This is a genomic window from Janthinobacterium kumbetense, assembly GCF_023703445.1.
GTDB classification, from domain to species: Bacteria; Pseudomonadota; Gammaproteobacteria; order Burkholderiales; family Burkholderiaceae_D; genus Janthinobacterium; species Janthinobacterium kumbetense.
On the sequence record NZ_JAMQGR010000001.1, the window covers coordinates 1,066,855 to 1,090,142 of the forward strand.

At 64.6% G+C, this 23,288-nt stretch carries 16 protein-coding genes; 12 read left to right on the top strand and 4 right to left on the bottom strand.

The genetic code is table 11. The features are described 5' to 3' along the window. Positions 1-321: 321 nt before the first annotated feature. The 6 genes from NCG91_RS04840 to NCG91_RS04865 all read left to right on the top strand — a co-directional run bounded on the left by NCG91_RS04840 (position 322) and on the right by NCG91_RS04865 (position 7,158). Complete coding sequence (locus tag NCG91_RS04840) at positions 322-966, top strand: hypothetical protein (RefSeq protein ID WP_251348807.1); 645 nt, start codon at positions 322-324, stop codon at positions 964-966. Between the two features lie 90 nt (positions 967-1,056). After that, positions 1,057-2,103 carry a hypothetical protein gene (locus tag NCG91_RS04845; protein WP_251348808.1) on the top strand — a complete coding sequence of 349 codons (1,047 nt, stop codon included), beginning with the start codon at positions 1,057-1,059 and terminating at the stop codon, positions 2,101-2,103. A gap of 96 nt (positions 2,104-2,199) precedes the next feature. Further along, on the top strand, positions 2,200-4,296 hold the full coding sequence (locus NCG91_RS04850) for a bifunctional 2',3'-cyclic-nucleotide 2'-phosphodiesterase/3'-nucleotidase (RefSeq protein ID WP_251348809.1): 2,097 nt from the start codon (positions 2,200-2,202) through the stop codon (positions 4,294-4,296). 56 nt (positions 4,297-4,352) lie between these two features. After that, positions 4,353-5,045, top strand: a complete 693-nt coding sequence (locus NCG91_RS04855; RefSeq protein ID WP_251348810.1) for a tetratricopeptide repeat protein — start codon at positions 4,353-4,355, stop codon at positions 5,043-5,045. Between the two features lie 128 nt (positions 5,046-5,173). After that, entirely contained in the window at positions 5,174-5,437 is a 264-nt protein-coding gene (locus tag NCG91_RS04860; protein ID WP_251348811.1) for a hypothetical protein, read from the top strand. A gap of 281 nt (positions 5,438-5,718) precedes the next feature. Further along, the gene (locus NCG91_RS04865; RefSeq protein ID WP_251348812.1) at positions 5,719-7,158 is read left to right on the top strand and encodes a catalase; all 1,440 of its coding nucleotides are present in this window, start codon (positions 5,719-5,721) and stop codon (positions 7,156-7,158) included. Between the two features lie 78 nt (positions 7,159-7,236). On the opposite strand, the gene NCG91_RS04870 is transcribed toward NCG91_RS04865, so the two are convergent. Both NCG91_RS04870 and NCG91_RS04875 read right to left on the bottom strand, forming a co-directional pair. Next, positions 7,237-7,569: a hypothetical protein gene (locus tag NCG91_RS04870; RefSeq protein WP_251348813.1), complete on the bottom strand. Its 333-nt coding sequence runs from the start codon at positions 7,567-7,569 to the stop codon at positions 7,237-7,239. Between the two features lie 209 nt (positions 7,570-7,778). Further along, positions 7,779-8,957, bottom strand: coding sequence for a S1 family peptidase (locus tag NCG91_RS04875; RefSeq protein ID WP_251348814.1), 1,179 nt, complete (start codon positions 8,955-8,957; stop codon positions 7,779-7,781). Between the two features lie 284 nt (positions 8,958-9,241). Between NCG91_RS04875 and NCG91_RS04880 the strand changes: the two genes are divergently transcribed. Genes NCG91_RS04880 through NCG91_RS04890 form a run of 3 tightly spaced genes read left to right on the top strand, consistent with a single transcriptional unit; the run spans position 9,242 to position 14,114 of the window. Continuing rightward, positions 9,242-11,257 carry a serine protein kinase gene (locus tag NCG91_RS04880; protein WP_251348815.1) on the top strand — a complete coding sequence of 672 codons (2,016 nt, stop codon included), beginning with the start codon at positions 9,242-9,244 and terminating at the stop codon, positions 11,255-11,257. 2 nt (positions 11,258-11,259) lie between these two features. Continuing rightward, on the top strand, positions 11,260-12,558 hold the full coding sequence (locus NCG91_RS04885) for a DUF444 family protein (protein ID WP_251348816.1): 1,299 nt from the start codon (positions 11,260-11,262) through the stop codon (positions 12,556-12,558). Continuing rightward, positions 12,555-14,114 carry a SpoVR family protein gene (locus tag NCG91_RS04890; protein WP_251348817.1) on the top strand — a complete coding sequence of 520 codons (1,560 nt, stop codon included), beginning with the start codon at positions 12,555-12,557 and terminating at the stop codon, positions 14,112-14,114. The genes NCG91_RS04885 and NCG91_RS04890 overlap by 4 nt, the downstream gene beginning before the upstream one ends. Before the next feature lie 300 nt (positions 14,115-14,414). Here NCG91_RS04890 and NCG91_RS04895 read toward each other — a convergent pair whose 3' ends face one another. After that, positions 14,415-15,722: an SDR family oxidoreductase gene (locus tag NCG91_RS04895; RefSeq protein ID WP_251348818.1), complete on the bottom strand. Its 1,308-nt coding sequence runs from the start codon at positions 15,720-15,722 to the stop codon at positions 14,415-14,417. Continuing rightward, entirely contained in the window at positions 15,722-17,038 is a 1,317-nt protein-coding gene (locus tag NCG91_RS04900; RefSeq protein ID WP_251348819.1) for a nucleotide sugar dehydrogenase, read from the bottom strand. The genes NCG91_RS04895 and NCG91_RS04900 overlap by 1 nt, the downstream gene beginning before the upstream one ends. 219 nt (positions 17,039-17,257) lie before the next feature. Here NCG91_RS04900 and prsT point away from each other — a divergent pair, with 219 nt between their 5' ends. From prsT to NCG91_RS04915, 3 genes are read left to right on the top strand one after another with little or no spacing between them, the layout of a single operon-like run. Further along, positions 17,258-20,041, top strand: coding sequence for an XrtA/PEP-CTERM system TPR-repeat protein PrsT (gene prsT / locus NCG91_RS04905; protein ID WP_251348820.1), 2,784 nt, complete (start codon positions 17,258-17,260; stop codon positions 20,039-20,041). Positions 20,042-20,044: 3 nt separating this feature from the next. Further along, positions 20,045-22,525 carry a hypothetical protein gene (locus NCG91_RS04910; RefSeq protein ID WP_251348821.1) on the top strand — a complete coding sequence of 827 codons (2,481 nt, stop codon included), beginning with the start codon at positions 20,045-20,047 and terminating at the stop codon, positions 22,523-22,525. Further along, positions 22,522-23,286, top strand: a complete 765-nt coding sequence (locus NCG91_RS04915) for a S1 family peptidase (protein ID WP_251348822.1) — start codon at positions 22,522-22,524, stop codon at positions 23,284-23,286. Before NCG91_RS04910 ends, NCG91_RS04915 begins: the two co-directional genes overlap by 4 nt. Positions 23,287-23,288 lie beyond the last annotated feature (2 nt).

A 23,288-nucleotide genomic window follows, 5' to 3' on the forward strand; every position in this document is an offset into this window, starting at 1 on the left:
AATGCAACTAACCTGCATTTACATGGCGATCTTTGCCTGCCACCGTGAAAAAGAGGAATCCATGCGCTACCAGCAGGATCAGTATCCCGGCCCTCGACGTGCTAGAGTGCGAACTCGTCGGCGATGCCATCGAAGTAAGCGCATGGCGGCTGAACTGTTGTCAACAGCCCCTGGATGATGCGATGAAGACTGATTCTGCCCCCCGTGCAGACATACAGCCGTGCTTCTCAGCCGTGCGGCCGCGCGAGCATCACATCGGCTGGCTTCGATTTTATTAGCCCTTAGCAAGCCGCTCTTAAATATTTTATTCTCGCCTAGCCAATGAAAAAAATACTGATAATAAGCCTGCTCGCTCTCATCTCCATATATTCTTTTAAGAAAATGATTTACAACCCGTATATATGGAAACAAACCATTAACAGCCCTGAGCATAAATTGCAAATTGGAAGTTTTATTTTCAACAAAACAACAGGGGTTAATGGTGGAAGCCAAAGCATTCAAACGGATTATTACATTTTCAAAGTAATAGAGATCAATGGCGATCATGTTCGGCTTTCTGTGGTCAGGCAATTGTCGAAAAATAACACAATTTTACAATCCGACTTCTCGACCACAAAAGAGAATTTTGAATATTTAAAAAAACATATCAATAAAATTACAATTACAGGAATTTTGACAAAAGACTTATTCGTGGGAAATTATGAGCCATATACCGTGAATGATTATTTGCTAAAGAAGTATCCTTCATTGGAAAAATCAAGGTATTACTTCGAAGATATCCCTGAAGAGATGAAAAATTTGCCGTTACCGACAGACAATAACAAACTACAGGATTATTTTAGTACAATATATTCCAAAAAAGAAATTATTGAAAATGGCAAGCTTGCTCTCTGGGTTTTAAATAATAGCAATAATCCTGAATTGGCCAAAAGATCAGCAGAAGATATAGATTTAATACAAAATTAGATTTTGTCGCGCTTGATCAATTGTGCTTGCATGGCGCGTGAAGATACTCCATCTTGCCACAGTTCAATTTTCACAATCACCAAGGAATCGATGTTCTTGCGCAACTCCATAAGGCTTCTTGCCGTACTTGTTTTGATGATGGGCAGCGCCATTGCCGCAGACATAAAAAAGCCGATCCAGCACTATCTTTACTTTAGTCACCGTGAACTGAACGGGGAAAACATCCGCTCGGATAAAGCGTTAAACGATGCCCGCTTCCGTGGCGCGCAAATCGTCTACACCTGGCGCAGCCTGGAGCCGCAACAGGACCGGTATGATTTTTCGGCGATCCGCCACGACATCGCCTATCTCGATTCAATCGGCAAAAAACTGTGGATACAACTGCAGGAAAAATCCTTCACGCCGCGCCATAATGTGCCGGCCTATCTGCTCAGCGATCCTCGCTACCAGGGCGGCATCATCAAGCAAAGCATGCTCTCGGCGCCGGAGCGCGACCCGCACAAACCGGTGACGGATGATGAATACGGCTGGTCGCCAAAGATGTGGGAACAACCGGTGCGCGACCGTTACCAGCACTTGATCCGGGCGCTGGGCCAGGAATTCGACGGAAAAATCGAGGGCATTAATTTCAGCGAAAGCTCGATCGACATCGGCGTCGAAGACGGTAAAGGAAATACGATTTTTCCCGATGATTTCAAGCCGCAACAGTATGTCGATGCCATCAAGGAAAACATGCGGGTGCTGGCCGGCGCCTTTCCTCACACCAATACCATGGTGTATTTGAATTTTTTGCCAGGTGAATGGCTTCCGTGGAGCGACAAGGGTTATATGCGCAGCGTGTTTGCGCAAGCGCAAACGCTGCAAATGGGCGTGGGCGGCCCCGACCTGATGCCATATCGAAAAAGCCATATGGGCCAAAGCTACGGCTTCATCAAGGACTACCCGGCCGATCTGGTCAGAGGCATGGCCGTGCAAGACGGCAATCTGCGCCAGATCAATCCCCGCACCGGGAAAAAAAACTCGGTCGAGGATGTCCTCGACTTTGCCCGCAATTACCTGGGCCTGGACTATATTTTCTGGGTGGAGGATGAACCATACTTCAGCAATGAGGTGTTTATAAAGCTGCCGGCGCATTGATGCGCCGGCACGACGCCATGCGCCCTGCCACACTGTCATGGTGGCGTCATATGGCGGCGTTACAGTCGCGTCTTTTGAATCATTCTAAGGGCGGCAATGAAAACAAATTGGGTCATGCTGGCAGCGCTGGCAAGTGCAGGTCTCGTCGGTTGCAACGGCAGTTCGAACACGGCGCCGGCCATTCCCGAAGGCACGACGGTCACCGTCGCCTTGCTGGAAACCACGGACATCCACTCGAATGTCCTCAGCTATAACTATTACGCGCTGGCCGAAGACACGAGCCTGGGCCTGGAACGCACGTCGACCCTGATCCAGGCGGCGCGCGCGGAAAATCCGAACAACGTCTTGCTCGACGATGGCGACGTCATCCAGGGCACCTTGCTGGCCGACCTGCAAGCCGTGGCCGCACCCGTTCCGTGCAGCGGCACCTTGGCTGTGCACAAGGCCATGAACGCGCTGAAATACGATGCGGGCGGCATGGGCAACCACGAATTCAACTACGGCTTGCCTTACCTGAGCCAGATCACCAACACGGATTTCGGCATTCCCGGCGTGGCCAAGCCGACGGGCACGTGCGGCGCGCCCGCCTTCCCTTCCGTGCTGAGCAATGTCGTCGGCGTGTCCAGCGGCAAGCCGATTTTCCAGCCCTACACCCTGCTGCCCCGCGATTTCGCCGCCACGGCGCCCGATGGCAGCAAGCTGACCGTGAAAATCAATGTGGGCGTGCTGAGCTTTGTGCCGCCGCAAATCCTCGAATGGGACCAGAAAGTACTCGCTGGCAAAGTCAGCGTGACGGGCGTGCAGGAAGCGGCGAAACAGTACGTGCCGGAATTGCGCAGCAAGGGCGCCGACCTCGTCGTGGCCCTGTCGCACGGCGGTCTGGACACGAGCGCCTACAGCCCGAAGATGGAAAACGGCAGCTATCACCTGACCAGCACGGGCATCGATGCCTTGATGATCGGCCACTCGCACTTGATCTTCCCGAAAGGCAAGGAAACGGGCGCGGCCGCCCTGGACGCCTCGTTTAGCGCCTTCCCCGCCAGCGCCAAGATCGATGCCGAGAAAGGCTTCGTCAATGGCGTGCCCACCGTCATGGCGCAAAGCTGGGGCCGCCGCCTGGGCATCATCAAGCTGACCATGGCCTACCAGGGCGGCAAGTGGGTGGTGCAGCCGGCCAAGACGACGGTGGAATCGCGCGGCTTCAAATACACCGATGGCAAGACGCTCGTGAACGCGGACCCGGCGATCGCCCCGCTGGTCGCCACGGAGCACGCGGCCACCATCGCCTACGCCAAGCAACCGCTGGGCATCAGCACGGATTTCGAGATGTCCGCCTACTTCGCGCTGGTGGGCGACGTGAGCGCCATCCAGCTGGTGAACCAGGCGCAGCTCGATTACGTGAAAAATTTCATCGCCACCAGCACGGATGCCACCTTGTCCAGCTACAAGAACATCCCCGTCATTTCCTGCAGCGCGCCATTCAAGGCGGGCCGCAACGGGCCATCGGACTTCACGGACGTGGCGGCAGGCGCCTCCCCGGCCGCGCCGGTCGGCTTGCAAGTGCGCAATCCGGGCGACCTGTATTTATATAGCAACAACAACCTGCAAGCCGTGAAGATCAAGGGTGCGGACTTGAAAGCCTGGCTGGAAACGTCGGCCACGCAATTCAAGCAGATCGACCCGGCCAGTACGGCCGAGCAAGACCTGGTGCCGTCGTATGGGACGATCTATAACTATGACGTGTTCTACGCGGAAAACAATGCGCTGACGTACCAGATCGACGTGACGAAAAAGCCGGGCAGCCGCATCGTCAACCTCACCTACAAGGGTGCGCCAGTGGCCGATGGCGATGATTTCATCGTCGCCACCAACGACTACCGCGCCGGCGGCGGCGGCGCCGTGCCGGGTATCGATGGCAGCAAGACCATCATCAAGTCGCCCGATGCGAACCAGGCCGTGGTCAGCAACTACCTGGCGTCGCTGAGCACCAAGGGCGGCAAGGTGACCCTGGCCAACAATGGCAGCGCGCGCAGCTGGAGCTTCGTCAAGACGGCCACGGCAGGTCCCGTGATCCTGCGCTCGGCGCCCGGCCATCTGGCGCTGGCGCAAGGCAGCGGCATCACCAACGTGGCGGCCGAAGGCGGACTCGACGCCAGCGGCTTTGCCAAGTACCGCATCGACCTGAGCAAATAAGGTCCGAGGGCCGGAACAAGCGCAGTTCCGGCCCGTTTTGATGAAAGCTGATCACAATGAAACACGCACTCTCCCTGCCCGCCGTCGTGCTGGCCGCCGTCCTGGCCGCCTGCCAGGCGTCGCCACCGCCCACGGCGGCGGAAATCGAAGCCGTCGCCATGCATGCGCGCCAGGCGGGCGACCACCAGGCCGAGCGCAAGGTGCGCAGCTGGGCCGGCAAGGACATGCCCGTCGCCGAGCGCGAACTGGCGCTGATTTACCAGCCCCGCGCCGAACGCCGTGCCGAGGCCTTGAGCCTGTTCGAACAGGCGGCCCGCGCGGGCGACACGGAAGCGGCCTTCGAGCTGGGCCAGATGCTGCGCGCGGCCACGCCGGCCCAGGCCTGGCTGTGGTACCGCCAGGCGGCGCAGCAAGGCCACGCGAAGGCGGCCCTGATGCTGGGCTTGCTTGCCGCGAATGGCGAAGGCGTGCCGAAAGACTCCGTAACCGCCGCGCACTGGCTGGACAAGTCCAGCGAGCTGGGCAATCCACACGCCATGTTCCTGCTCTACAACGCCTACCGCGAAGGCCGCGGCGTGCCGCGCGACCCGGCGAAAGGCCGCGAATTGCTGGAAGAAGCGGCCCACCACGAATACCCGCCCGCCATCCAGGAACTGGCCATGACGGTGCAAGCGGACGACGCCCTGCGCGCCGGCCACCTGATGAAGGAAGCGACGGAGCACCGGCACAATAACTGGAACAAGTTTTAAGCCAGGTCAAGGCCGGCCCATATTGCCAAATGGAATGCTTGCCGGTGGCATAAGCTTGCCTGGCACGGACAGCTGTTCGCGCACAACTTCATCGCGAGGCAGGCATGGCAGATCACCGGTTGGGCCCCATGACAAAGAGCGACTTGCAGTTCAGCTATCCGGACGGCCCGGCGGCGGGCGACGACCCGGCGCAGCGTGGCATCCCCGACAGCAGCCTGCTGAACCGCCACGAATGGTATGAGGTGCTGTACAGCTGCAACAGCTGGTCCGGCGGCAGCCTGGCCACGGCCTTGAAATGCGAACGCCTGATCCAGCGCCACTTGCCCGCCGACATACGCGGCCATGCCGCCGTGCTGACGTGGCTGCGGGCGAACTGGGCCCAATATCGCTGATACCGCCAATACATATCGCCAATACGTCGGAAAATCACGCTGCGCTTTGCGCCAGGTCAATCGTGTTGGGCTGGACAAGGCCGAGAGGCTATGATGGGCAAGCCGCTTCCCCGGACGCGGCGGGGCTGTTGCCGGCTCCGAAATGGATTACACTGAATTTGCTTTTTAGAAATTTGTTACTCTGGACCAGCCTCGGTGAGCACGTCGTACACGCTCAGCCCAGCCAGTGTTTGGGTAGGCCCTGGCTCGTCCGTTGACCTCCCCTATAAAGAAAGAGTCCAATGAAAAAGCTGACCACCGCCTTTGGCGCGCCCGTAGTCGACAACCAGAACATCCAGACGGCCGGCCCGCGCGGCCCCGCCCTGCTGCAAGATGTGTGGTTCCTGGAAAAGCTGGCCCACTTCGACCGCGAAGTCATTCCCGAGCGCCGCATGCATGCCAAGGGTTCCGGCGCGCACGGCACGTTTACTGTCACGCACGACATCACGCGCTACACGCGGGCGAAAATCTTTGGCGAAGTGGGCAAGCAAACGCCGATGTTCGCGCGCTTTTCCACGGTGGCGGGCGAGCGGGGGGCGGCGGACGCAGAACGCGATATCCGCGGCTTCGCCCTGAAGTTTTATACGGAAGAAGGCAACTGGGACCTGGTCGGCAACAACACGCCCGTGTTTTTCATGCGCGACCCCTTGAAATTTCCCGATTTGAATCACGCCATCAAGCGCGACCCGCGCACGGGCTTGCGCAGCGCCAACAGCAACTGGGATTTCTGGACCTCGCTGCCGGAAGCCCTGCACCAGGTGACGGTGGTGATGAGCGACCGGGGCTTGCCGCGCAGCTTCCGCCACATGCACGGCTTCGGCAGCCATACCTTCAGCTTCCTGAATGCGCAAAACGAGCGTTTCTGGGTCAAGTTCACCTTTAAAACCCAGCAAGGCATCCAGAACCTGACGGATGCGGAAGCGGAGGCGCTGGTGGGCAAGGACCGCGAAAGCTCGCACCGCGACCTGTATGAAAGCATCGAAAACAAGGATTTCCCCCGCTGGACCCTGTACGTGCAGATCATGCCGGAAAAAGAGGCAGGCACGTATCACCTCAACCCGTTCGACCTGTCGAAGGTGTGGCCGCACGGCGACTATCCGCTGATCGAGGTGGGCGTGCTGGAATTGAACCGCAATGCCGACAACCATTTCGCGGAAGTGGAGCAAGCGGCCTTCAATCCGGCCAACGTGGTGCCCGGCATCAGCTTTTCGCCGGACAAGATGCTGCAAGGCCGCCTGTTCTCGTATGGCGACGCGCAGCGCTACCGCCTCGGCGTCAACCACAGCCATATCCCCGTCAACGCGCCGAAATGTCCGTTCCACAGCTATCACCGCGATGGCCAGATGCGGGTCGACGGCAACCATGGCGGGACCTTGGGCTATGAACCGAACAGCGAACAGGAATGGGCTGAGCAGCCCGATTTCCGCGAGCCGCCGCTCAGCATCGAAGGTGCGGCCGACCACTGGAACCACCGCGTCGACGAAGATTACTATTCGCAGCCGCGCGCCCTGTTCCGCTTGATGACCGCGGCGCAGCAGCAAGCCTTGTTCGACAACACCGCACGCGCCATCTCGGGAGCCTCGGAACAAGTCAAGCAACGCCACATCGGCAACTGCACCCTGTGCGACCCCGCCTATGGCGCGGGCGTGGCCGCAGCGATCGGCCGCCTGAGTCCAGGCTGACAGTGAACCCGGAAGGCCTGGCGACAGGCCTTCCGCCGCCATCCGCGGCCTGATGCCCCCACTGCCAGGCCGGCTGGCCTAGCGCTGCTGGATATCGATCTGGCCAGTGATGCTCGTTTCCACCGGATAACCCTCGACCTGCAACGGCACGCGCCGCTTGACGGACGAGTCGCGCAAGTACACGACGAGCGCTTCCTTGCCCACGGCCGTCTGCCCCAGGCTGACGCCTTCCACGCCGTCGATGGCCATCAGCGCCCGCTCGTTGCGCCGCCTGGCCGCTTCCAGGCGGCCCGGCGGCGCGGCCTGGGCATGCTGTCCCGGGCCCTGTCCAGGAGGGGTATCCGGCAAATACGGCATGGCGGCGTCCTCGAAGACGGCATATGGCGATTGTGCGAACTTACTGTTTGACATGACACACCCTCCTGATATGACAAACCCTCCTGATGCCTTGCATGATACACCCGGCCATCCGGCACTGCAGCACGCTTCGCCGGCCAAGACCATGCGCGACAGCCGGCCTTGCGCAAGACTTGAGCAATACTTGAGCAAAATCGTCATCGTGCAAAAAACAGCGTCAGGCAAGGCGGCGCGGGGCCGCCTTGCCTGCTCCTAAAGCGTGCTCAAGTGTACAAATTGATGTCGAGCGCCACCACCACGCGCCGCATCTGGTTGGCAAACGTGATGTTGCCGCCGCCGGCAAACAGCAGGCCGACGGGATTGCGCTGCTGGTTCCAGATCCAGATGGACGAGCCGGAATCGCCGCCCGCGCTGAACGCCCCGCTGACGCCCGTGATGGCGATCTGGTCCTGGAACAGGGCGATCCTGCCGCCGCCGTAATTGACGTTGATGGTGGCGCCCAGGCCCGTGATGCGGCCCTGCGTCAATTGCGTCGTGCGGCCGGACTTGCCGACCATCATGCCCAGTGCGGGCGCCACGAGCGCATTGCTGATGCGGAAGTACGCGGGCACGCCCCCGCTCAGGTAGACCAGTTCGGGACGCACCCTGTCTGGCCAGGCCCAGCCGGTGGCGCAATCGACAAAATTGACGCCGCCGCTGAAATTGATGGGCACGAAACGCTCGAGCACGGCCACCTGGTCTTGCGGGCAGCGGCCGCCGTCGATGGGGCCAGGCTGCACGATACAATCGTTGAACACGCCGCCGTTGGAATTGGCCAGCACGTGATTATTGCTAAGAATCATCAGGCGGCTGTTGCGCGGCGCGCTGCGCCCCACGGCCAGGCAGCCGATGGTGCCGGCCGTGATGCGGAAATGCCCGACCGACACGCCGCCCGGCGCGGGGCGCAGGCGGAAACGGTGGGGCTGCGCATCGATCACGCCCGTGACGACGATGTTGACGGGCACCTTGTCGCTGGCCACGGCGCGCACGCCCATGGCCCCCACGATGGCGGCCTTGGCCCGGTCGACGGAAGTGGGTTCGGCCACGTACAGGGTCAGGGCCGGCAAGCCCGGTTCGCCGGACGAGCTGTCGCTGGCGCCCTCGCCCAGGCCGATGGACACGCCCTGGATATTGCCGCTGTCGCTGAAGGCGTCGGCCGCGCGCGCGCCGCCCGCTTGCGCGATGCTTTGCCGCATGCCGTCCTCGATGCTGCGCTTGATTTCCAGCAATTCCATGCTGACGCCGCTCAGGGCGTCGGGCACGTCCGCGACGGACGCGCTCTCGATCGTATTGTCGTCTTCGCCAGGGACGGAAAACTGGCCGACGGCCTCTTCATCGTCCGCGCTCTGTCCCCTGCCGCTGCTGCCGGGCGGGGCGCTGAAACCATTCTCGTTGCCTATCATCGTGTTCTCCTCGTGGGTCGCCGCAAGCTTCCAGTGTGGACGGGCTGCGCGGGCCGGTATTGATCTGGATTGAACCGCGCGGATGCCTGGCCGCCCTGCCCCAATGGGGGCCAGCGAGTACAAAAATAGTTCCCTCGTCAAGGTTGAGCGGGATCAGGCGTGCGGGCAGAGGCGCCGCCGTATACTTGGCCGACAGGCTGGAACCGGGCCTGCTCCACGGCAGCAACGCCAGCAACAGCAAGGATGGGGAAACAATGACGAGCCCTGCAATAACGAGCCCTGGTATGACACGCCAATCCGACGACGCCTCTGCGGCAGCGGCCTCAGCCGGCGCCAATACAGCCGCCGACAATACGACGGACGCCGGTGGCGCGGCCCAGCATGCGGGTTTCGTGCACGGCATGGCGGCCTGGGCGGAAAAACACCGCATCACGCCCTGGCGAGGCAGTTTTGCCGACTTCCTCGAGCAAATCCTGCCCGGCCGCGCCGCCCTGCTGACGCGCAGCGCGCACCAGTACCTGTGGGACATGATGCGCTGGAATGGCCAGACCGACGACAACGGGCGCTTCCGCTGCCGCCTGTTCGACGACGAGCTGTTCGGCATCGACGAGGCGATCGACCGGGTCGCCGCCTACTTCAAGGCGGCCGCCGCCGGTTCCGAAGTGGGCCGGCGCATGTTGCTGTTGCTGGGCCCGCCATCGGGCGGCAAGTCGACCATGGTGATCCTGCTCAAGCGGGGCCTGGAAGAATACAGCCACAGCAGCGAAGGCGCGCTGTACGGCATCGCCGGCTGTCCCGTGCACGAATCGCCGCTGCACCTGGTGCCGCACAGCATGCGCGCCGACTTTCGCGCCAGCTATGATGCCGAGCTGCAGGGCGAACTGTGCCCACATTGCCGCGCCCGCCTGGAAGAGCAGTATGCGGGCGACTTCCTGCGCATGCCCGTCGAGCGCATCCATTTATCCGAGGCGGGCCGCTGCGGCATCGGCACGTATGCGCCGCACGATCCCACGACGGCCGACCTGGCCGACCTGGTCGGTTCCGTCGACCTGTCGAAAGTGGCGCAATACGGCGACGAAGGCGATCCGCGCGCCTGGTCGTGGTCCGGCGCCGTGTACGCGGCCAGCCGCGGCATGCTGGAAATGATCGAAATCCTCAAGGTCAAGCGGGAATTCCTCTACTTGCTGCTGACCTTGACGCAGGAAAAGAATGTCAAGGTGTCGCGCTTCCCCCTGATCTACCTCGATGAAACCATTCTCGCACACACGAATCTGGCCGAATTCCGCAAATTCCTGCAAGAAAGCGAAAACGAGGCGCTGCTCGACCGCATGGTCATCGTGCAAGTGCCCTATACGCTCAATTACCGCGAAGAAGCGCGCATTTACCGCAAGCTGATCCTCGCGGCCGCGCCCGCCTTCCGCGACGTGCACCTCGATCCGCACGTGCTGCATGCGGCGGCCGTGTTTGCCATCCTCAGCCGCATGCCCGAGGGCGAGGACAAGGAGGCCGAGCTGGTCAAGAAACTGCGCATCTACGCGAACGAAGATGTCGACGACTTGCAGCCTGCCGACCTGCGCCGCATGCGCGAGCGCGACAAGTCGCCCGACGAGGGCCTGTCGGGCGTGTCGCCCCGCTTCGTCATCAATGCCCTGTCGCACGCCATCATTTCCGCCCAGCGCAACAGCCTGTCCACCATGGACGTGCTGCTGGCCCTGAAAGACGGCATCGAAAATGATGCGCGCATCGAACCGCGGCGCAAGCGCAAATGGGTCGATTACCTGGTGCTCACGCGCAAGGATTTCTATAACCGCTGGGTCAAGGCCGACGTGCACAAGGCCTTGTTCGTATCATTCGAGCAAGAAGCGCAAGACTTGCTGAACAAATATCTCGATGAAGTCGAAGCCATGCTCGACAACCGCCAGATCCGCGATCCCATCACCAGCGAAGAGCGCCGTCCCGACGAGCGCTTCCTGCGCGCCGTGGAAGAGAAAATCCACATCAGCGACTCGGGCAAGCAATCTTTCCGGCAAGAAGTGGTGCGCAAGGCCATGAGCGCCTTCAAGCGGGGCGAAGCGTTTGGCCTTGCCAGCCATGCGCCATTGCACGACGCCATCCAGCAATACCTGTTCGAGCAGCGGCGCGACGTGCTGCGCCTGGTCGGCTCGGCCAAGCGGCCCGACGACGACGTGCGGGCCAGGATCTCCGCCGTCGAACAGCGCCTGGTCGACGAATACGGCTATGACTCCCATAGCGCGCGCGAAGCGCTCAACTACGTGACCACCTTGCTGGCGCAGGAATAGCCATGGCCGCCACCACGACGCCAGGCAGCGGCACACAGGATGGCCATCCGGCAGGGCTTGATTCCACGGCCCCCACAGGCACGGCGGACCCCGCCGCCACGTCCGGCTCCGCCGGTTCCGCCGGCGCGTCGGCGGGTGCCGCGCCAGCCCTGGCCCGGCCCTGGTACGCGCTGTTCTCGCGCGGCGCGCGCGACTGGCTGCGCCACAACCAGAAGGTGCGCGAAGCCGTGCAGGCGCACTTGCCCGAGCTGGTCGCCACGCCCGACCTGATCGGCGGGCCGCAGCAGCGCACGGTGCAAGTGCCCATGCGCCTGCTCGAACATGCGCGTTTCCGCCTGGCGCCCGCGCGCAGCAGCTTGGGCGCGGGCCAGGGTGACGGCCAGCCCGGCGATATCCTGCGCCCGGCCCGGCCCGCCGCCACGGGCGGGGCCGGCACGCAAGGTGACGGCGGCGATGGCGAGGGGGCCGTGCGCCTGCTGCTGGAGTTTCCCATCGCCGACATACTCGACTGGCTGTGGGACGCCTTCGAGTTGCCGCACCTGACGCCACGCCACCTGGGCGCCATCGACGACGTGCGGCTCGTGCGTAGCGGCCTGGACCGGCATGGCGCCCGTTCGCGGCTGGACCGGCGGCGCACCGTCAAGGAAGCCATCAAGCGGCGCGCCCTGCAAGCGCAGCCAGTGCCCTTCACCAATGAGGACTTGCGCTACCGCCAGGTGCTGCCGCAACCCCGGCCCAGCACGAACGCCGTCGTGTTTTTCGTGCTGGACGTGTCGGCCAGCATGGCGCAGCCCGAGCGCAAGCTGGCCAAATCGTTCTTTTTCTTTGCCTTGCAAGGCTTGCGTCGCAGGTATGCGCGCGTGGAAACGCGCTTTATCGCCCATACGACGCGGGCCTGGGAATTTTCCGAAGCCGAGTTCTTCCAGGTCAATGGCATGGGCGGCACCATGGCGTCCACCGCCTTTCGCCTGAGCCGCGAATTGCTGCAGGAACACTACGCGCCGGGCCGCTACAACGCCTATCTGTTCTATGCCTCCGATGGCGAGAATTTCAGCGAAGACCGGGGGCCAGCCAGCGTGGCCCTGAGCGAACTGGCCGGTTTGCTTAACTATATGGGCTATGTGGAAACCGTGCCCGGCGTGCCGCGCAGCCTGGAAACTGAAATGCACAGCTTGTTCGCCGAGCAGGAACGGCGCGGCTTGCCCTTGCACAGCAGCATCCTCGGCAAGAGCGACGACGTGTGGGAAGCCATCCGCACCTTTTTCCGGCACGAGGCGGCCGATACGGAGGATGCGGCATGACGCAGCATGACGCCCGGCGCCACGCCGACACGGCCGATATGGCCGATACAGCGGACACGGCAAACACAACTGGCCTGGACGGCTACGCGGCGCGCATCGAAGCGCTGGCGCGGCAACTGGGGCTGGCGTTCGCCCCCGTCGAGTTCGAGCTGGTGCCGGACAGTTTCATGGCCGAGATCACCATCTATGGCTTGCCCGTGCGCATGCGCCACTGGTCGTTCGGCGTGCGCTACATCCACCAGCTCGTGCATCAAAAGATGGGCAACTCGCACATGTTCGAAGTCATGTTTCCCGGCGACCCTTGCCATGCCTACATGGCCGAACACAATTCTGTGGCGGAAAACACCCTCGTCACGGCCCACGTGCTGGGCCACGCGGATTTCGCCAGCCGCAATGCCCTGTTCCTGCGTTTCGGCGCCATGGCGGGCCAGCACATCCTGGAACAGAGCGCGGCGCGGGCGCAACGTCTGGAAATGGCGCTGCAACGCCACGGGCAGGAACAGGTGGAAACCGTGCTCGACGCGGCACTGGCGCTGGAGCAGCACGTGGACATCCACGCCGAGCTGCACCGCCCGCCCTATGCCGCGCTATCCGGACCGGCCGGTGTCGCCGGCAGGCGTGGCGGCGCCGGGGGAGACGATCCGTTTGCACGACGCTACCGGCGCCTGCCCGGCGAAGCGGCCGCGCTGGCGGCGCGCGAGGCGGCACGGGCGCGCGTGACGCAGCGCCCGCTCCTGCCGCCGCAGCCCGAATACGATTTACTATGGTTCATCGCGCAACATGGGCCGGATCTGGCCGACTGGGAACGCGACATTTTCCTGGCCGTGCGCGAAGAGTCGTTTTACTTCTATCCCGTGTACGCTTGCCAGATCATGAACGAAGGCTGGGCCTCGTACTGGCATGCGCGGCTGCTGCGCGAAGCGGATTTCCTGCCGCCGGCCCTGTACCTGGCCGCCCTCAAGTCGCACTCCGACGTGGTGCGTCCTTACGCGGGCGAGCACCAGCAGGCGCTGGCCGTGAATCCCTATCACCTGGGCTTTTGCATGTGGGAACACATCATCGAACGCGAAGGACTGGCGCGGGCGCGCCAGATTTGCCGCGACGACGATGACTGCAGTTTTATTCGCAACTATCTGGACGCCGACCTGGCTGACCGCCTGGGCCTGTTCGTGCACGAAAGCCGCCGCGACGGCGAAACGCGCCTGGCCAGCCGCGACTTGCGGGTCATCCGCGAAGCCATCCTGGCGCCCAAATACAACTATGGCGCACCGTGCATCGCCGTCACCCTGCTCAACGACGACGGCAGCCTGGTGCTGCGCCACGACCACCTGCGCGATGGGCGCGGCCTCGACCTGGAACGGGCGGAACAGGTGCTGGCGTATATCGCCCGCGTCTGGCGCCGTCCCGTCACCCTGCATACGGCCGACTTCCGGGGCTCGCCCCGGGTATTGCGCAGCAAGAGCGACGGCGTACCCGAGCCGCCCGCGCCGACAGCGTCAGCAACAACGTCAACAGTAACGTCAGCAACGCCGACAGTGCCGCCCACGCAACGCTGAACGCCAGGCACCAGGCACCAATAGGTCTCGCGGCCGGGCGGCAGGCGGACGGATGGCGAGCCAGCGCATCTGGCATGTCTATCCGGCATGTGCATCTGGTATAGGTATCGGGTATCTGGCATGTGCATCTGGTAGGCATATCTGGTATGGGTATCGGGTATGGGTATCTGATATGTATGTCGGTATGCATATCTGGCAATGAAAAGTTGCCGATGACCAGTGCGGGACACGGACGCCGTCGGCCGCTTGCGCGCGTACCGCAAGCGCGGCCGGCACGTGCCTGCCTGACCGGCGTGTTTTTCAAGCCCCGTCCGCCTGCGCCACATACCAGGCGATGGTGTGCCGCAGACCTTGCGCCAGGTCGTGCGTGGGCGCATAGCCGAGCAAGCGGGCCGCCTTGGCGATGTCCGCCTGCGAATGGCGCACGTCGCCGGCGCGAAACTCGCCGTACTGCGGCGCCTGCGGCACGTGTTGCGGGCGGGCCGCAAGCAGCATCTGCTGCATGGTGGCGTGCAGCTGCGTCAGGCTGGTGCGGGCGTTGACGGCCACGTTGTAGACCTGGTTGACGGCCGCCGGGTCGGTACCGGTGGCGGCGAGGATATTCGCTTGCACGGCATTGTGCACGAAGCAAAAGTCGCGGCTGGTGGCGCCGTCGCCGTGGATGTGCACGGCCTCGTTGTCCAGCATGGCGGCGATCCAGCGGGGAATGACGGCCGCGTAGGCGCCCAGCGGGTCCTGGCGCGGACCGAAGACATTGAAGTAGCGCAGCCCCACCGTCTGCATGGCGTAGCAGCGCGCGTACACTTGCGCATACAGTTCATTGACATATTTGCTCAGGGCGTATGGCGACAGGGGCGCGCCGATGTGTTGTTCCACTTTCGGCAAGTCCGGATGGTCGCCGTACGTGGCGCTGGAAGCGGCATACACGAAGCGCCGCACGCCCGCCTCGCGCGCGGCGGCCAGCATGTTCAGGAAGCCGCTGACATTGACGGCGTGGCAAAGCAGCGGGTCTTCCAGCGAACGGGAGACGGAACCGAGCGCCGCCTGGTGCAGCACATAGTCGACGGCAACGCCGTCACCGGCGACGGGACCGTCCGGATCGTCCGGACCTGCACGGCCGTCCGGAGGTTCGCCGCCGTCGCTTGCACCGGCGGCATGACCCGCATGGCGCCCGGCATGAGGGGCGCCGATGCTGGCGATGTCGGCACCTGCACCTGCGACGCCGCCTGCGCCGGCCATGCCAGCGCCTGCCCCGCACGCGCGCGCGCACGCTTGCGGGTCGCGGATATCGCCTTCGATGAAGGTGAAGCGCCGCCACGCCTGCTCGCCCACGCTGGCGCGCACCTGCTCCAGGTTGTGGCGGTGGCCCGTCATGAAATTATCGAGGCCGCGCACTTCCTGCCCCAGGTTCAGCAGGGTTTCCAGCAAGTGCGAACCGATGAAGCCGGCCACGCCCGTCACCAGCCAGCGGTGCGGCGCTTGCGCCAGCCGTGCGCAGGCCAGCGCGTACGCGCCGGCAGCCGGGCCGCCAGCGATAAGGCCAGTGGGAGCGCCAGAGGGGGCGCCTTGCGCCGCGCCCGCCGCCCGATCGAAGGCACCGGCCGCCATCACAGCCGCCACACGTGCAAGCCGCCGTCTTCCAGCGGACGGGGGTCGAAATGCGATTTGATGTCGATGAAGCAACCATTTTCCAGCACCTTGGCCTGGAAATCCGCCAGCGGCCGGGCCAGCAGGGCCTGGTGCGAGACGGCGCTGATGATGGCCTCGGCACGCGGCAGCTGCTCCCAGCTTTCCAGGGTCAGGCCGTATTCTTCCAGCGCTTCGCGGCCATCGGCCACCGGGTCGTGCACGTGCACCTGCACGCCGTACGATTGCAGTTCGTGGATCATGTCGACCACTTTCGAGTTGCGCAAGTCCGGGCAATTTTCCTTGAAGGTCAGGCCCAGCACGTTCACGTGCGCGCCCTTCAGCTTGAAACCGGCCCGCACCATTTCCTTGATGGTCTTTTCCGCCACGAACTTGGCCATGCCGTCGTTGATGCGGCGCCCGGCCAGGATCACGTGCGGATGGTAGCCCAGCATTTCCGCCTTGTGCGTCAAATAATAGGGGTCGACGCCGATGCAGTGGCCGCCCACCAGGCCGGGACGGAACGGCAGGAAATTCCATTTCGTGCCCGCCGCCTGCAACACTTCCAGGGTGTCGATGCCGATGCGGTCGAAGATGATGGCCAGCTCGTTCATCAGCGCGATATTCAGGTCGCGCTGCGTGTTTTCGATCACCTTGGCGGCCTCGGCCACGCGGATGCTGGACGCCCGGTGCACGCCCGCCTCGACCACGCCTTCGTACAGGGCGGCCACCTTGTCGAGGGTGGCGGCGTCGTCGCCCGAGACCACCTTGCGGATGCTGTGCAGGGTATGGTCGCGGTCGCCCGGGTTGATGCGCTCGGGCGAAAAGCCCACGTGAAAGTCTTCCTTCCAGCGCAGGCCCGAATGCTGTTCCAGGAGGGGGATGCAGATTTCCTCGGTGGCGCCCGGATACACGGTGGACTCGTAGATGACGATGGCACCGCGCCGCATGTGCCGGCCGACGGCCGCGCTGGCGCCGGCCAGGGCCGAGAAATCGGGATTGTGCGCGCTGTCGACGGGCGTGGGCACGGCCACGACGATGAAATCGGCCAGTTGCAGCTCGGCCGGATCGCAGCCGACGCTCAGCCCTTGCGCCGCCAGCAACTGTTCATGGCTGACTTCGCCCGTCGGGTCGATGTGGCGCCGGTAGCTTTCCACCTTGCGTGCCGACAAGTCGAAGCCTATCGTGCGCTGGCGCATGCCGAACGCCACGGCCAGCTGCAAGCCCACATAACCGAGCCCCACCACCGCCACCACGCCCGCCTTGCCATCCACCTTGCTATCCGCCTTGCTATCCATATGCATGTGCTCCGTAGGGTTGCGGCCTGAGCATCGCCGTCCGGGAAATTCTACGGTCGCCGGTCCGGCCATTCTTGAGCGGGAACAAGGAACGCGGGGCGGCGGCCGGCAGGCGCGCGGAGAATCGGCGGCTTGTTGAGCGCAATCAAGGAGAGCGGCGGCCATCTTTTTAAGCTAGGCCATGCCGATCACTCATGCACGCCGCTACCGGAGACTTCCATGGCCCGTTCCCTGCCCCGCCCTTTCCCCGGCCTGCCGGCCGCCGCGCTGTGCTGCACCCTGCTGCTGCCCCTGCTGACGGCTTGCCACGGCACGCAGAGCAGTGAATCCCTGCTGGCCGACGCGCAGCAGTACCGCCAGAAAGGCGAAGCGCGCGCCGCCATCATCCAGTTGAAGAACTTGCTGCAAAAGGAGCCGGACAACAAGGCCGCGCGCTTGCTGCTGGGCAGCATCTACATCGACACGGGCGAAGCGCTGTCGGCCGAGAAAGAATTGCGCAAGGCAAAATCACTGGGCCTGGCGTCGCGGCAAGTGATGCCATTGCTGGGCAAGGCCTGGCTGATGCTGGGCCAGTTCGACAAGGTGCTGGCCGAGATCCCCGACGATGCGGCGCAGCCCGCCAGCGTGCTGGCCCTGCGCGGCGACGCCTTGCTGGCCCTGGGCCGCCAGGACGAGGCGCGCGCCGTGTACGCGCGCCTGCTGGAAGCCCATCCCGACCAGCTCGAAGCCTTGCTGGGCCTGGCGCGCCTGGCCGCGCTGCAGCAGCAGGTGCCGGCGGCCGAGCTGCTGCTGGCGCAAGCGTTGAAAGGCGCGCCCGCCAACCTCGACGCCTTGCGCCTGCAGGGCGACCTGCTGCGCCTGCAAGGCAAGAATGGCGCGGCGCGGCTCGCCTACATGCAGATCCTCAAGATAAAGCCGGACAATACCCAGGCGCACATCGACCTGGCCAACCTCGACATCCTGGAAAACCGCTACCTGGAAGCGGCGGCCCAGCTGGCCACGGCGCGCAAGACGGCGCCCAACAGCCTGGGCTTGCTGCAAACCCAGGCGCTGCTCGATTTCCGCGAAGGCAAGCACAAGGCCGCCTTGCAAGGCTTGCAACTGGTGCTCAAGGCGGCGCCCGACCACATGCCGTCCATCCTGCTGGCCGGCGCCGTGCAACTGGCGCTCGGCTCGCCGCCCCAGGCGGAAAGCTACCTGCGGCGCTTCCTGGCCGTGTATCCGCGGCACCTGTATGCCGTCAAGATGATGGCGTCGATCGAATTGATGCGCAACAAGACCGACGCGGCGATCGACTTGCTGCAGCCGATGCTGGCCGCCTTCCCCGAAGACGTGGAATTGCTGTCGCTGGCCGGCGAAGCCCACTTGCGCGCGCGCCAGTACGACAAGGCGACAGCGTATTTCGAACAGGCCAGCATCCTGGCGCCGGACACGGCCAGGCTGCACGCGGCGCTGGGCATCAGCCGCCTGGGCCAGGGCGAGAACGGCCGCGCCATCAGTGAACTGGAACGGGCCAGCATGCTCGACAAGAGCACGCCGCAGGCGGGCACCATGCTGGTGATGACCTTGCTGCGCAACAAGCAGAACGACAAGGCCCTGGCCAGCGTCAAGATGATGGAGCAACAGCAGAAAGGCACGAATCCCTTGCTGCTGAACCTGAAAGGCGGCGTCTACCTGGCCTTGCACGACTTGCCGGCCGCGCGCGCCAGCTTCGAGCAAGCGCTGGGCATGGACCCGGTCTACCTGCCCGCGCTGAACAATCTGGCGCAGATCGACCTGGTCGAGAAAAAGCCGGAGCAAGCCAGGCAGCGCTTCGAGCGGGCGCTGGCGAAGGCGCCGAAAAATGCCGACCTGTGCGCGGCGCTGGCCAAGCTGGCCGCGTCGCAGGGCAAGACGGACGAGGCGCGGCGCTGGCTCGAACGGGCCCACCGCGACAATCCCGACGCCGTTGCGCCAGCCCTGCTGCTAAGTAACTTTTACCTGAAGACGGGCGCGCCCGACAAGGCGCTGGAACTGGCGCGCACCCTGCAGACGGGCCATCCGGGCGACGCCGATGCGCTGGCCCTGCGCGCCCAGGTGGAATACAGCGCCGGCCTGGCGCCGGCCGCGCTCGACAGCTACATCAAGCTGGCCAGCATACAGAGCACGTCGGCGCCCTTGCAGATGCGCATCGCCAGCCTGCACATGGCGCTGGGCGACCATCACAATGCGCTGCAAGCCGTCAAGCGGGCCCAGGCGCTCGACCCGGCCCTGCTGGAAGCGCGCGTGGTGGAAGTGGCCATGCTGCTGACCCTGAACCGCCAGCGCGAGGCGCTGGCCGTGGCGCGCCAGGTGCAGGAACAGCAGCCGAAGCTGGCGGCCGGCTACAAGCTCGAGGGTGACGTGCTGATGGAACAAAAACTGCCGCAGCAAGCCGTCAAGCTGTACCAGCACGCCTTCGGCATCAGTCCCATCGGCCCCTTGCAAGTGCAGCTGTACCGCGCCTTGCAAGCGTCGGGACAGGAGCGCGAAGCCGATGCGCGCATGGCCGCGTGGCTGAAAGAGCATCCGGAAGACTTGCCGACGCGCACCTACCTGGCGGGCACCCGGCTGGCAGCGAAGCAATACCGCGCCGCCATCGAACAGTTCCAGTATGTCGTCGCCAAGGATGCGGGCAACGTGGTGGCCTTGAACGACCTGGCCTGGGCGTATCAGCAGGAAAAGGATCCGCGCGCGCTGGCCACGGCCGAGCAGGCGCTGAAGCTGGCGCCCGAGAATGCCGCCGTGCTCGACACCCTGGGCTGGATCGCGCTGGAGCAAGGCGACGTCAAGCGCGCCACGACGCTGCTGCGCAAGGCGGCGGGCCTGGCGCCCGCATCGCCCGAAGTGCAATACCACCTGGGCGCGGCCCTGGCGAAATCGGGCGACAAGGGCGGCGCGCGCAAGCAACTGGAACAATTGCTGGCCGCCAACAAGGACTTTCCGCAGCGGGCCGCGGCGCAGGCCTTGCTGACCCAGTTGTAGGCCATGGCTGTGCAAGCGGCCATGCCCGGCGTGGCGGCGCGGCCGCTGGCCCTGCTGGCGGGCGCGGCCTGCGTGCTGGCCCTGCGCCATTATCCGCTGGGCCACGGCTGGCCCGGCCTGCTGTTTGCCATCCTGCTGCCCGCGTATTTCCTGCTGCTGTGCTGGCGTCCCGCCTGCTGGCTGTTCTGCGTGCCCGCCCTGCTGCCCGTGCTGGACCTGGCGCCGTGGACGGGCTGGTTCTTCCTCGAAGAAATCGACGTGCTGCTGTTGCTGACGGTGGCCTGCGGCTATTGGCGCCTGGGCGGACCCGGCCAGCCGGCAGCGGCGCGGCTGTCGCCCGCCGCCCGCCTATGTTTGCTGCTGTGCAGCCTGGCCTGGCTGGCGGCGCTGCTGCGCGGCGTCCTGCCGCTGGCGCCGCTCGACCTGAATGCCTGGGACAATTATCTGAGCCCCTACAACAGTTTGCGGCTGGGCAAGGCCTGGGCCTGGAGCATGCTGCTGCTGCCGCTGCTGCTGCGCGACGCGCATCCGCACGCCCTGCGCCGCTACGCGCTGCCGGGCATGCTGGCCGGGCTGGCCATGGTGTCCCTGTTCGCCCTGTGGGAACGGGCCGTGTTTCCCGGACTGCTGAACCTGTCGAGCGACTACCGCATCACGGCGCCGTTTTCCGCCATGCACACGGGCGGCGCCGCGCTGGACGGCTACCTGGCCCTGGGCTTGCCCTTTGCTGGCCTGTGGCTGGCGCGCGCGCGCAGCCGCTGGCAGGCGGCGCTCGCCTTGCTGCTGCTGGCCCTGGCCCTGCACGCGGCGTTCACCACCTTTTCACGGGGCTTGTACGCGGCCCTGGCGGCGGCCATGCTGCTGGCCTTGTGGCAAGCCCTGCGGACGGCGCCCGGCGCAGGGCGACCACCGCAAGGCCGGCCGCCCGTGCGGAGCATCTTGCTCAAGCTGCTGCTGGCCGGCCTGGGCACCGCCCTGCTGCTGTACATGTTCAGCCTGGCCGGCTACCGGGGCTTGCTGGCCGCCGCCGTCCTGCTCGCCGCCAGCTTCGTGCTGGCCGCGCGGCCCCTGCCGTGGCGCCTGGCGCCGGCCAGCCTGCTGTGCGCGCTGTGCCTGCAGGGTCTGCTGGCCGCCTGGTGGCCGGAGCCGGCCGGCCAGCCAACGGCCGGCTGGCTGAAAGGCCCGTATTTCCTGTTCCTGCTGGCCGCCATGCTGCTGACGGGCACGCTGTGGCCGGGCGGCGCCGGCGGCAAGGGTCCAGCCAGGCTGGGTCTGGCGATGATGGCGTGGACCATGCTGGCATGCAATCTCGCCTGGATAGGCTGGCACTGGGCCGGTCCGCCAGCCCTGCTGCCGGCCGGCCTGGTGGTGCTGCTGGCCATGCTGATGCTGTGCAACGGGCGCTTGCACCCGCCGCTGTGGCGGCTGGACCGGGCCAGCCTGAGCATCGCGGGCGCGGCCGGCATCCTGCTGTTGCTGGCCATCCCCGTGTCGGCCAGCTATTACGCCACCGAACGTTTCGCCACCACGGCCTTCGACATGCAGGGCCGCTTGCGCCACTGGCGGCAAGTGCTGGCCATGCAGCCGCCCGACTGGGGCAACCGCCTGTTCGGCATGGGCAGCGGCAGCTTTCCCGCCACCTATTATTGGCACAATCCGGGGCGCGAGGTGCCGGCCAGCATCGCGTATGCAGAGGACAGGGACGCGCCCGGCAATTATTATGTGCGCCTGGCCAGTCCCGGCTACAGCGCCGGCTATGGCGAACTGCTGCGGCTGCTGCAACGCCTGCGCGTGCAGCCGGCCACGCGCTACACCCTGGCGCTCGACGTGCGCAGAAGCGGCCCCATGCCCGTGCTGCAGGTGCGCCTGTGCCAGCGGCAATTGCTGTATGCACAAAATTGCGTGGAAATCCCCCTGCGCCTGCGCCCGCCCCCGCCCGGCAATCCACCAGCGGCCTGGCAACACTATGACGTGCCGTTCGACAGCGCCTGGCTGGGCACGGGCGCCTGGCTGCTGCGCCCGCCCGTGCAGCTGGAACTGGCGGTCAGCGGCACGGCCGCCTCGTCCGTGCTCGACGTCGACAACCTGAGCTTGCGCGCGCCCGGCGGCGAGGAACTGATCGCCAACGGCCGTTTTACGCAGGCCAACAATTGCTGGTTTTTCAGCAGCGACCACCATCACTTGCCCTGGCATATCAAGAGCATGGCGCTGCACCTGCTGGTGGAAACGGGCTGGTGCGGCGCACTGACCATGCTGGCCCTGCTGGCCGTGGCCGGCCTGCGCCTGCTGCGCCGCGCCGCGCGGGGCGAGCCGGGCGCGCTGGCCTGCGCCGCCGCCCTACTGGGTTTTCTCGTCGTCGGCCTGTTCGACAGCCTGCTCGACGTGCCGCGCCTCGCCCTGCTGTGCCATCTGATGCTGCTGTGCGCGCTGCTGCAGCCCGCGCCTTCCCCGCCACCTCCCCACCTAGAAAGCGCGCCGCCATGACAACCCTGTTTTCCGCCCTCCTATTCTGCCTGGCCCTGGCCAGCGCGCCGTGCCGCGCCGATGCGCCGCTGGCGCAAACCATCGCGCGCATCAAACCGTCCATCGTCGGCGTGGGCAGCCTGCAAAAGACGCGCACGCCGCCGATGAATTTCATCGGCACGGGTTTCGTGACGGGCGACGGCTTGAGCGTGCTGACCTGCGCCCACGTGATCCAGAAACTGCTCGACGCCAATCCGAACGAAGTCATCGGCATCCTCACGGGCCAGGGCGAGGCGGCGCAATTTCGCCCCGCCAGGGTCCAGGCGCTGGACACGGAACATGACCTGGCCTTGCTGCGCCTGGCGGGCGCGCCCCTGCCCGCCCTGGCGCTGGGCGACGCGGCCACGGTGCGCGAAGGCCAGGCCATGGCGTTTACGGGGTTTCCGCTGGGCACCTTGCTCGGGCTGCACCACGTGACGCACCGGGCCACCGTGTCATCGCTGACGCCGGTGGTCATGCCCAGCGAAAACGCGCAGCGCCTCGACATCCGGCGCCTGGCGCAGCTGCAAAAGGCGCCGTACACCGTGTTCCAGCTGGACGCGACGGCGTATCCGGGCAGCAGCGGCAGCCCCCTGTTCGATCCCGAGACCGGTCTCGTCTACGGCATCGTCAACATGGTGTACGTCAAGGGCCTCAAGGAAGCGGCCATCAGCGCCCCGAGCGGCATCACCTACGCGATTCCGGGCAGCTACATGCAGACGCTCTTGCTGAAAAACAAATGAGT

What these genes read in the sequence shown, in the direction of transcription:
- NCG91_RS04900 (WP_251348819.1), bottom strand. Translation starts at nt 17,038, where the DNA reads ATGGATAGCAAGGCGGATAGCAAGGTGGATGGCAAGGCGGGCGTGGTG.
- NCG91_RS04880 (WP_251348815.1), top strand. Translation starts at nt 9,242, where the DNA reads ATGACACGCCAATCCGACGACGCCTCTGCGGCAGCGGCCTCAGCCGGC.
- NCG91_RS04875 (WP_251348814.1), bottom strand. Translation starts at nt 8,957, where the DNA reads ATGATAGGCAACGAGAATGGTTTCAGCGCCCCGCCCGGCAGCAGCGGC.
- NCG91_RS04840 (WP_251348807.1), top strand. Translation starts at nt 322, where the DNA reads ATGAAAAAAATACTGATAATAAGCCTGCTCGCTCTCATCTCCATATAT.
- NCG91_RS04895 (WP_251348818.1), bottom strand. Translation starts at nt 15,722, where the DNA reads ATGGCGGCCGGTGCCTTCGATCGGGCGGCGGGCGCGGCGCAAGGCGCC.
- NCG91_RS04850 (WP_251348809.1), top strand. Translation starts at nt 2,200, where the DNA reads ATGAAAACAAATTGGGTCATGCTGGCAGCGCTGGCAAGTGCAGGTCTC.
- NCG91_RS04865 (WP_251348812.1), top strand. Translation starts at nt 5,719, where the DNA reads ATGAAAAAGCTGACCACCGCCTTTGGCGCGCCCGTAGTCGACAACCAG.
- NCG91_RS04860 (WP_251348811.1), top strand. Translation starts at nt 5,174, where the DNA reads ATGACAAAGAGCGACTTGCAGTTCAGCTATCCGGACGGCCCGGCGGCG.
- NCG91_RS04855 (WP_251348810.1), top strand. Translation starts at nt 4,353, where the DNA reads ATGAAACACGCACTCTCCCTGCCCGCCGTCGTGCTGGCCGCCGTCCTG.
- NCG91_RS04885 (WP_251348816.1), top strand. Translation starts at nt 11,260, where the DNA reads ATGGCCGCCACCACGACGCCAGGCAGCGGCACACAGGATGGCCATCCG.
- NCG91_RS04845 (WP_251348808.1), top strand. Translation starts at nt 1,057, where the DNA reads ATGTTCTTGCGCAACTCCATAAGGCTTCTTGCCGTACTTGTTTTGATG.
- NCG91_RS04890 (WP_251348817.1), top strand. Translation starts at nt 12,555, where the DNA reads ATGACGCAGCATGACGCCCGGCGCCACGCCGACACGGCCGATATGGCC.
- prsT (WP_251348820.1), top strand. Translation starts at nt 17,258, where the DNA reads ATGGCCCGTTCCCTGCCCCGCCCTTTCCCCGGCCTGCCGGCCGCCGCG.
- NCG91_RS04910 (WP_251348821.1), top strand. Translation starts at nt 20,045, where the DNA reads ATGGCTGTGCAAGCGGCCATGCCCGGCGTGGCGGCGCGGCCGCTGGCC.
- NCG91_RS04915 (WP_251348822.1), top strand. Translation starts at nt 22,522, where the DNA reads ATGACAACCCTGTTTTCCGCCCTCCTATTCTGCCTGGCCCTGGCCAGC.
- NCG91_RS04870 (WP_251348813.1), bottom strand. Translation starts at nt 7,569, where the DNA reads ATGTCAAACAGTAAGTTCGCACAATCGCCATATGCCGTCTTCGAGGAC.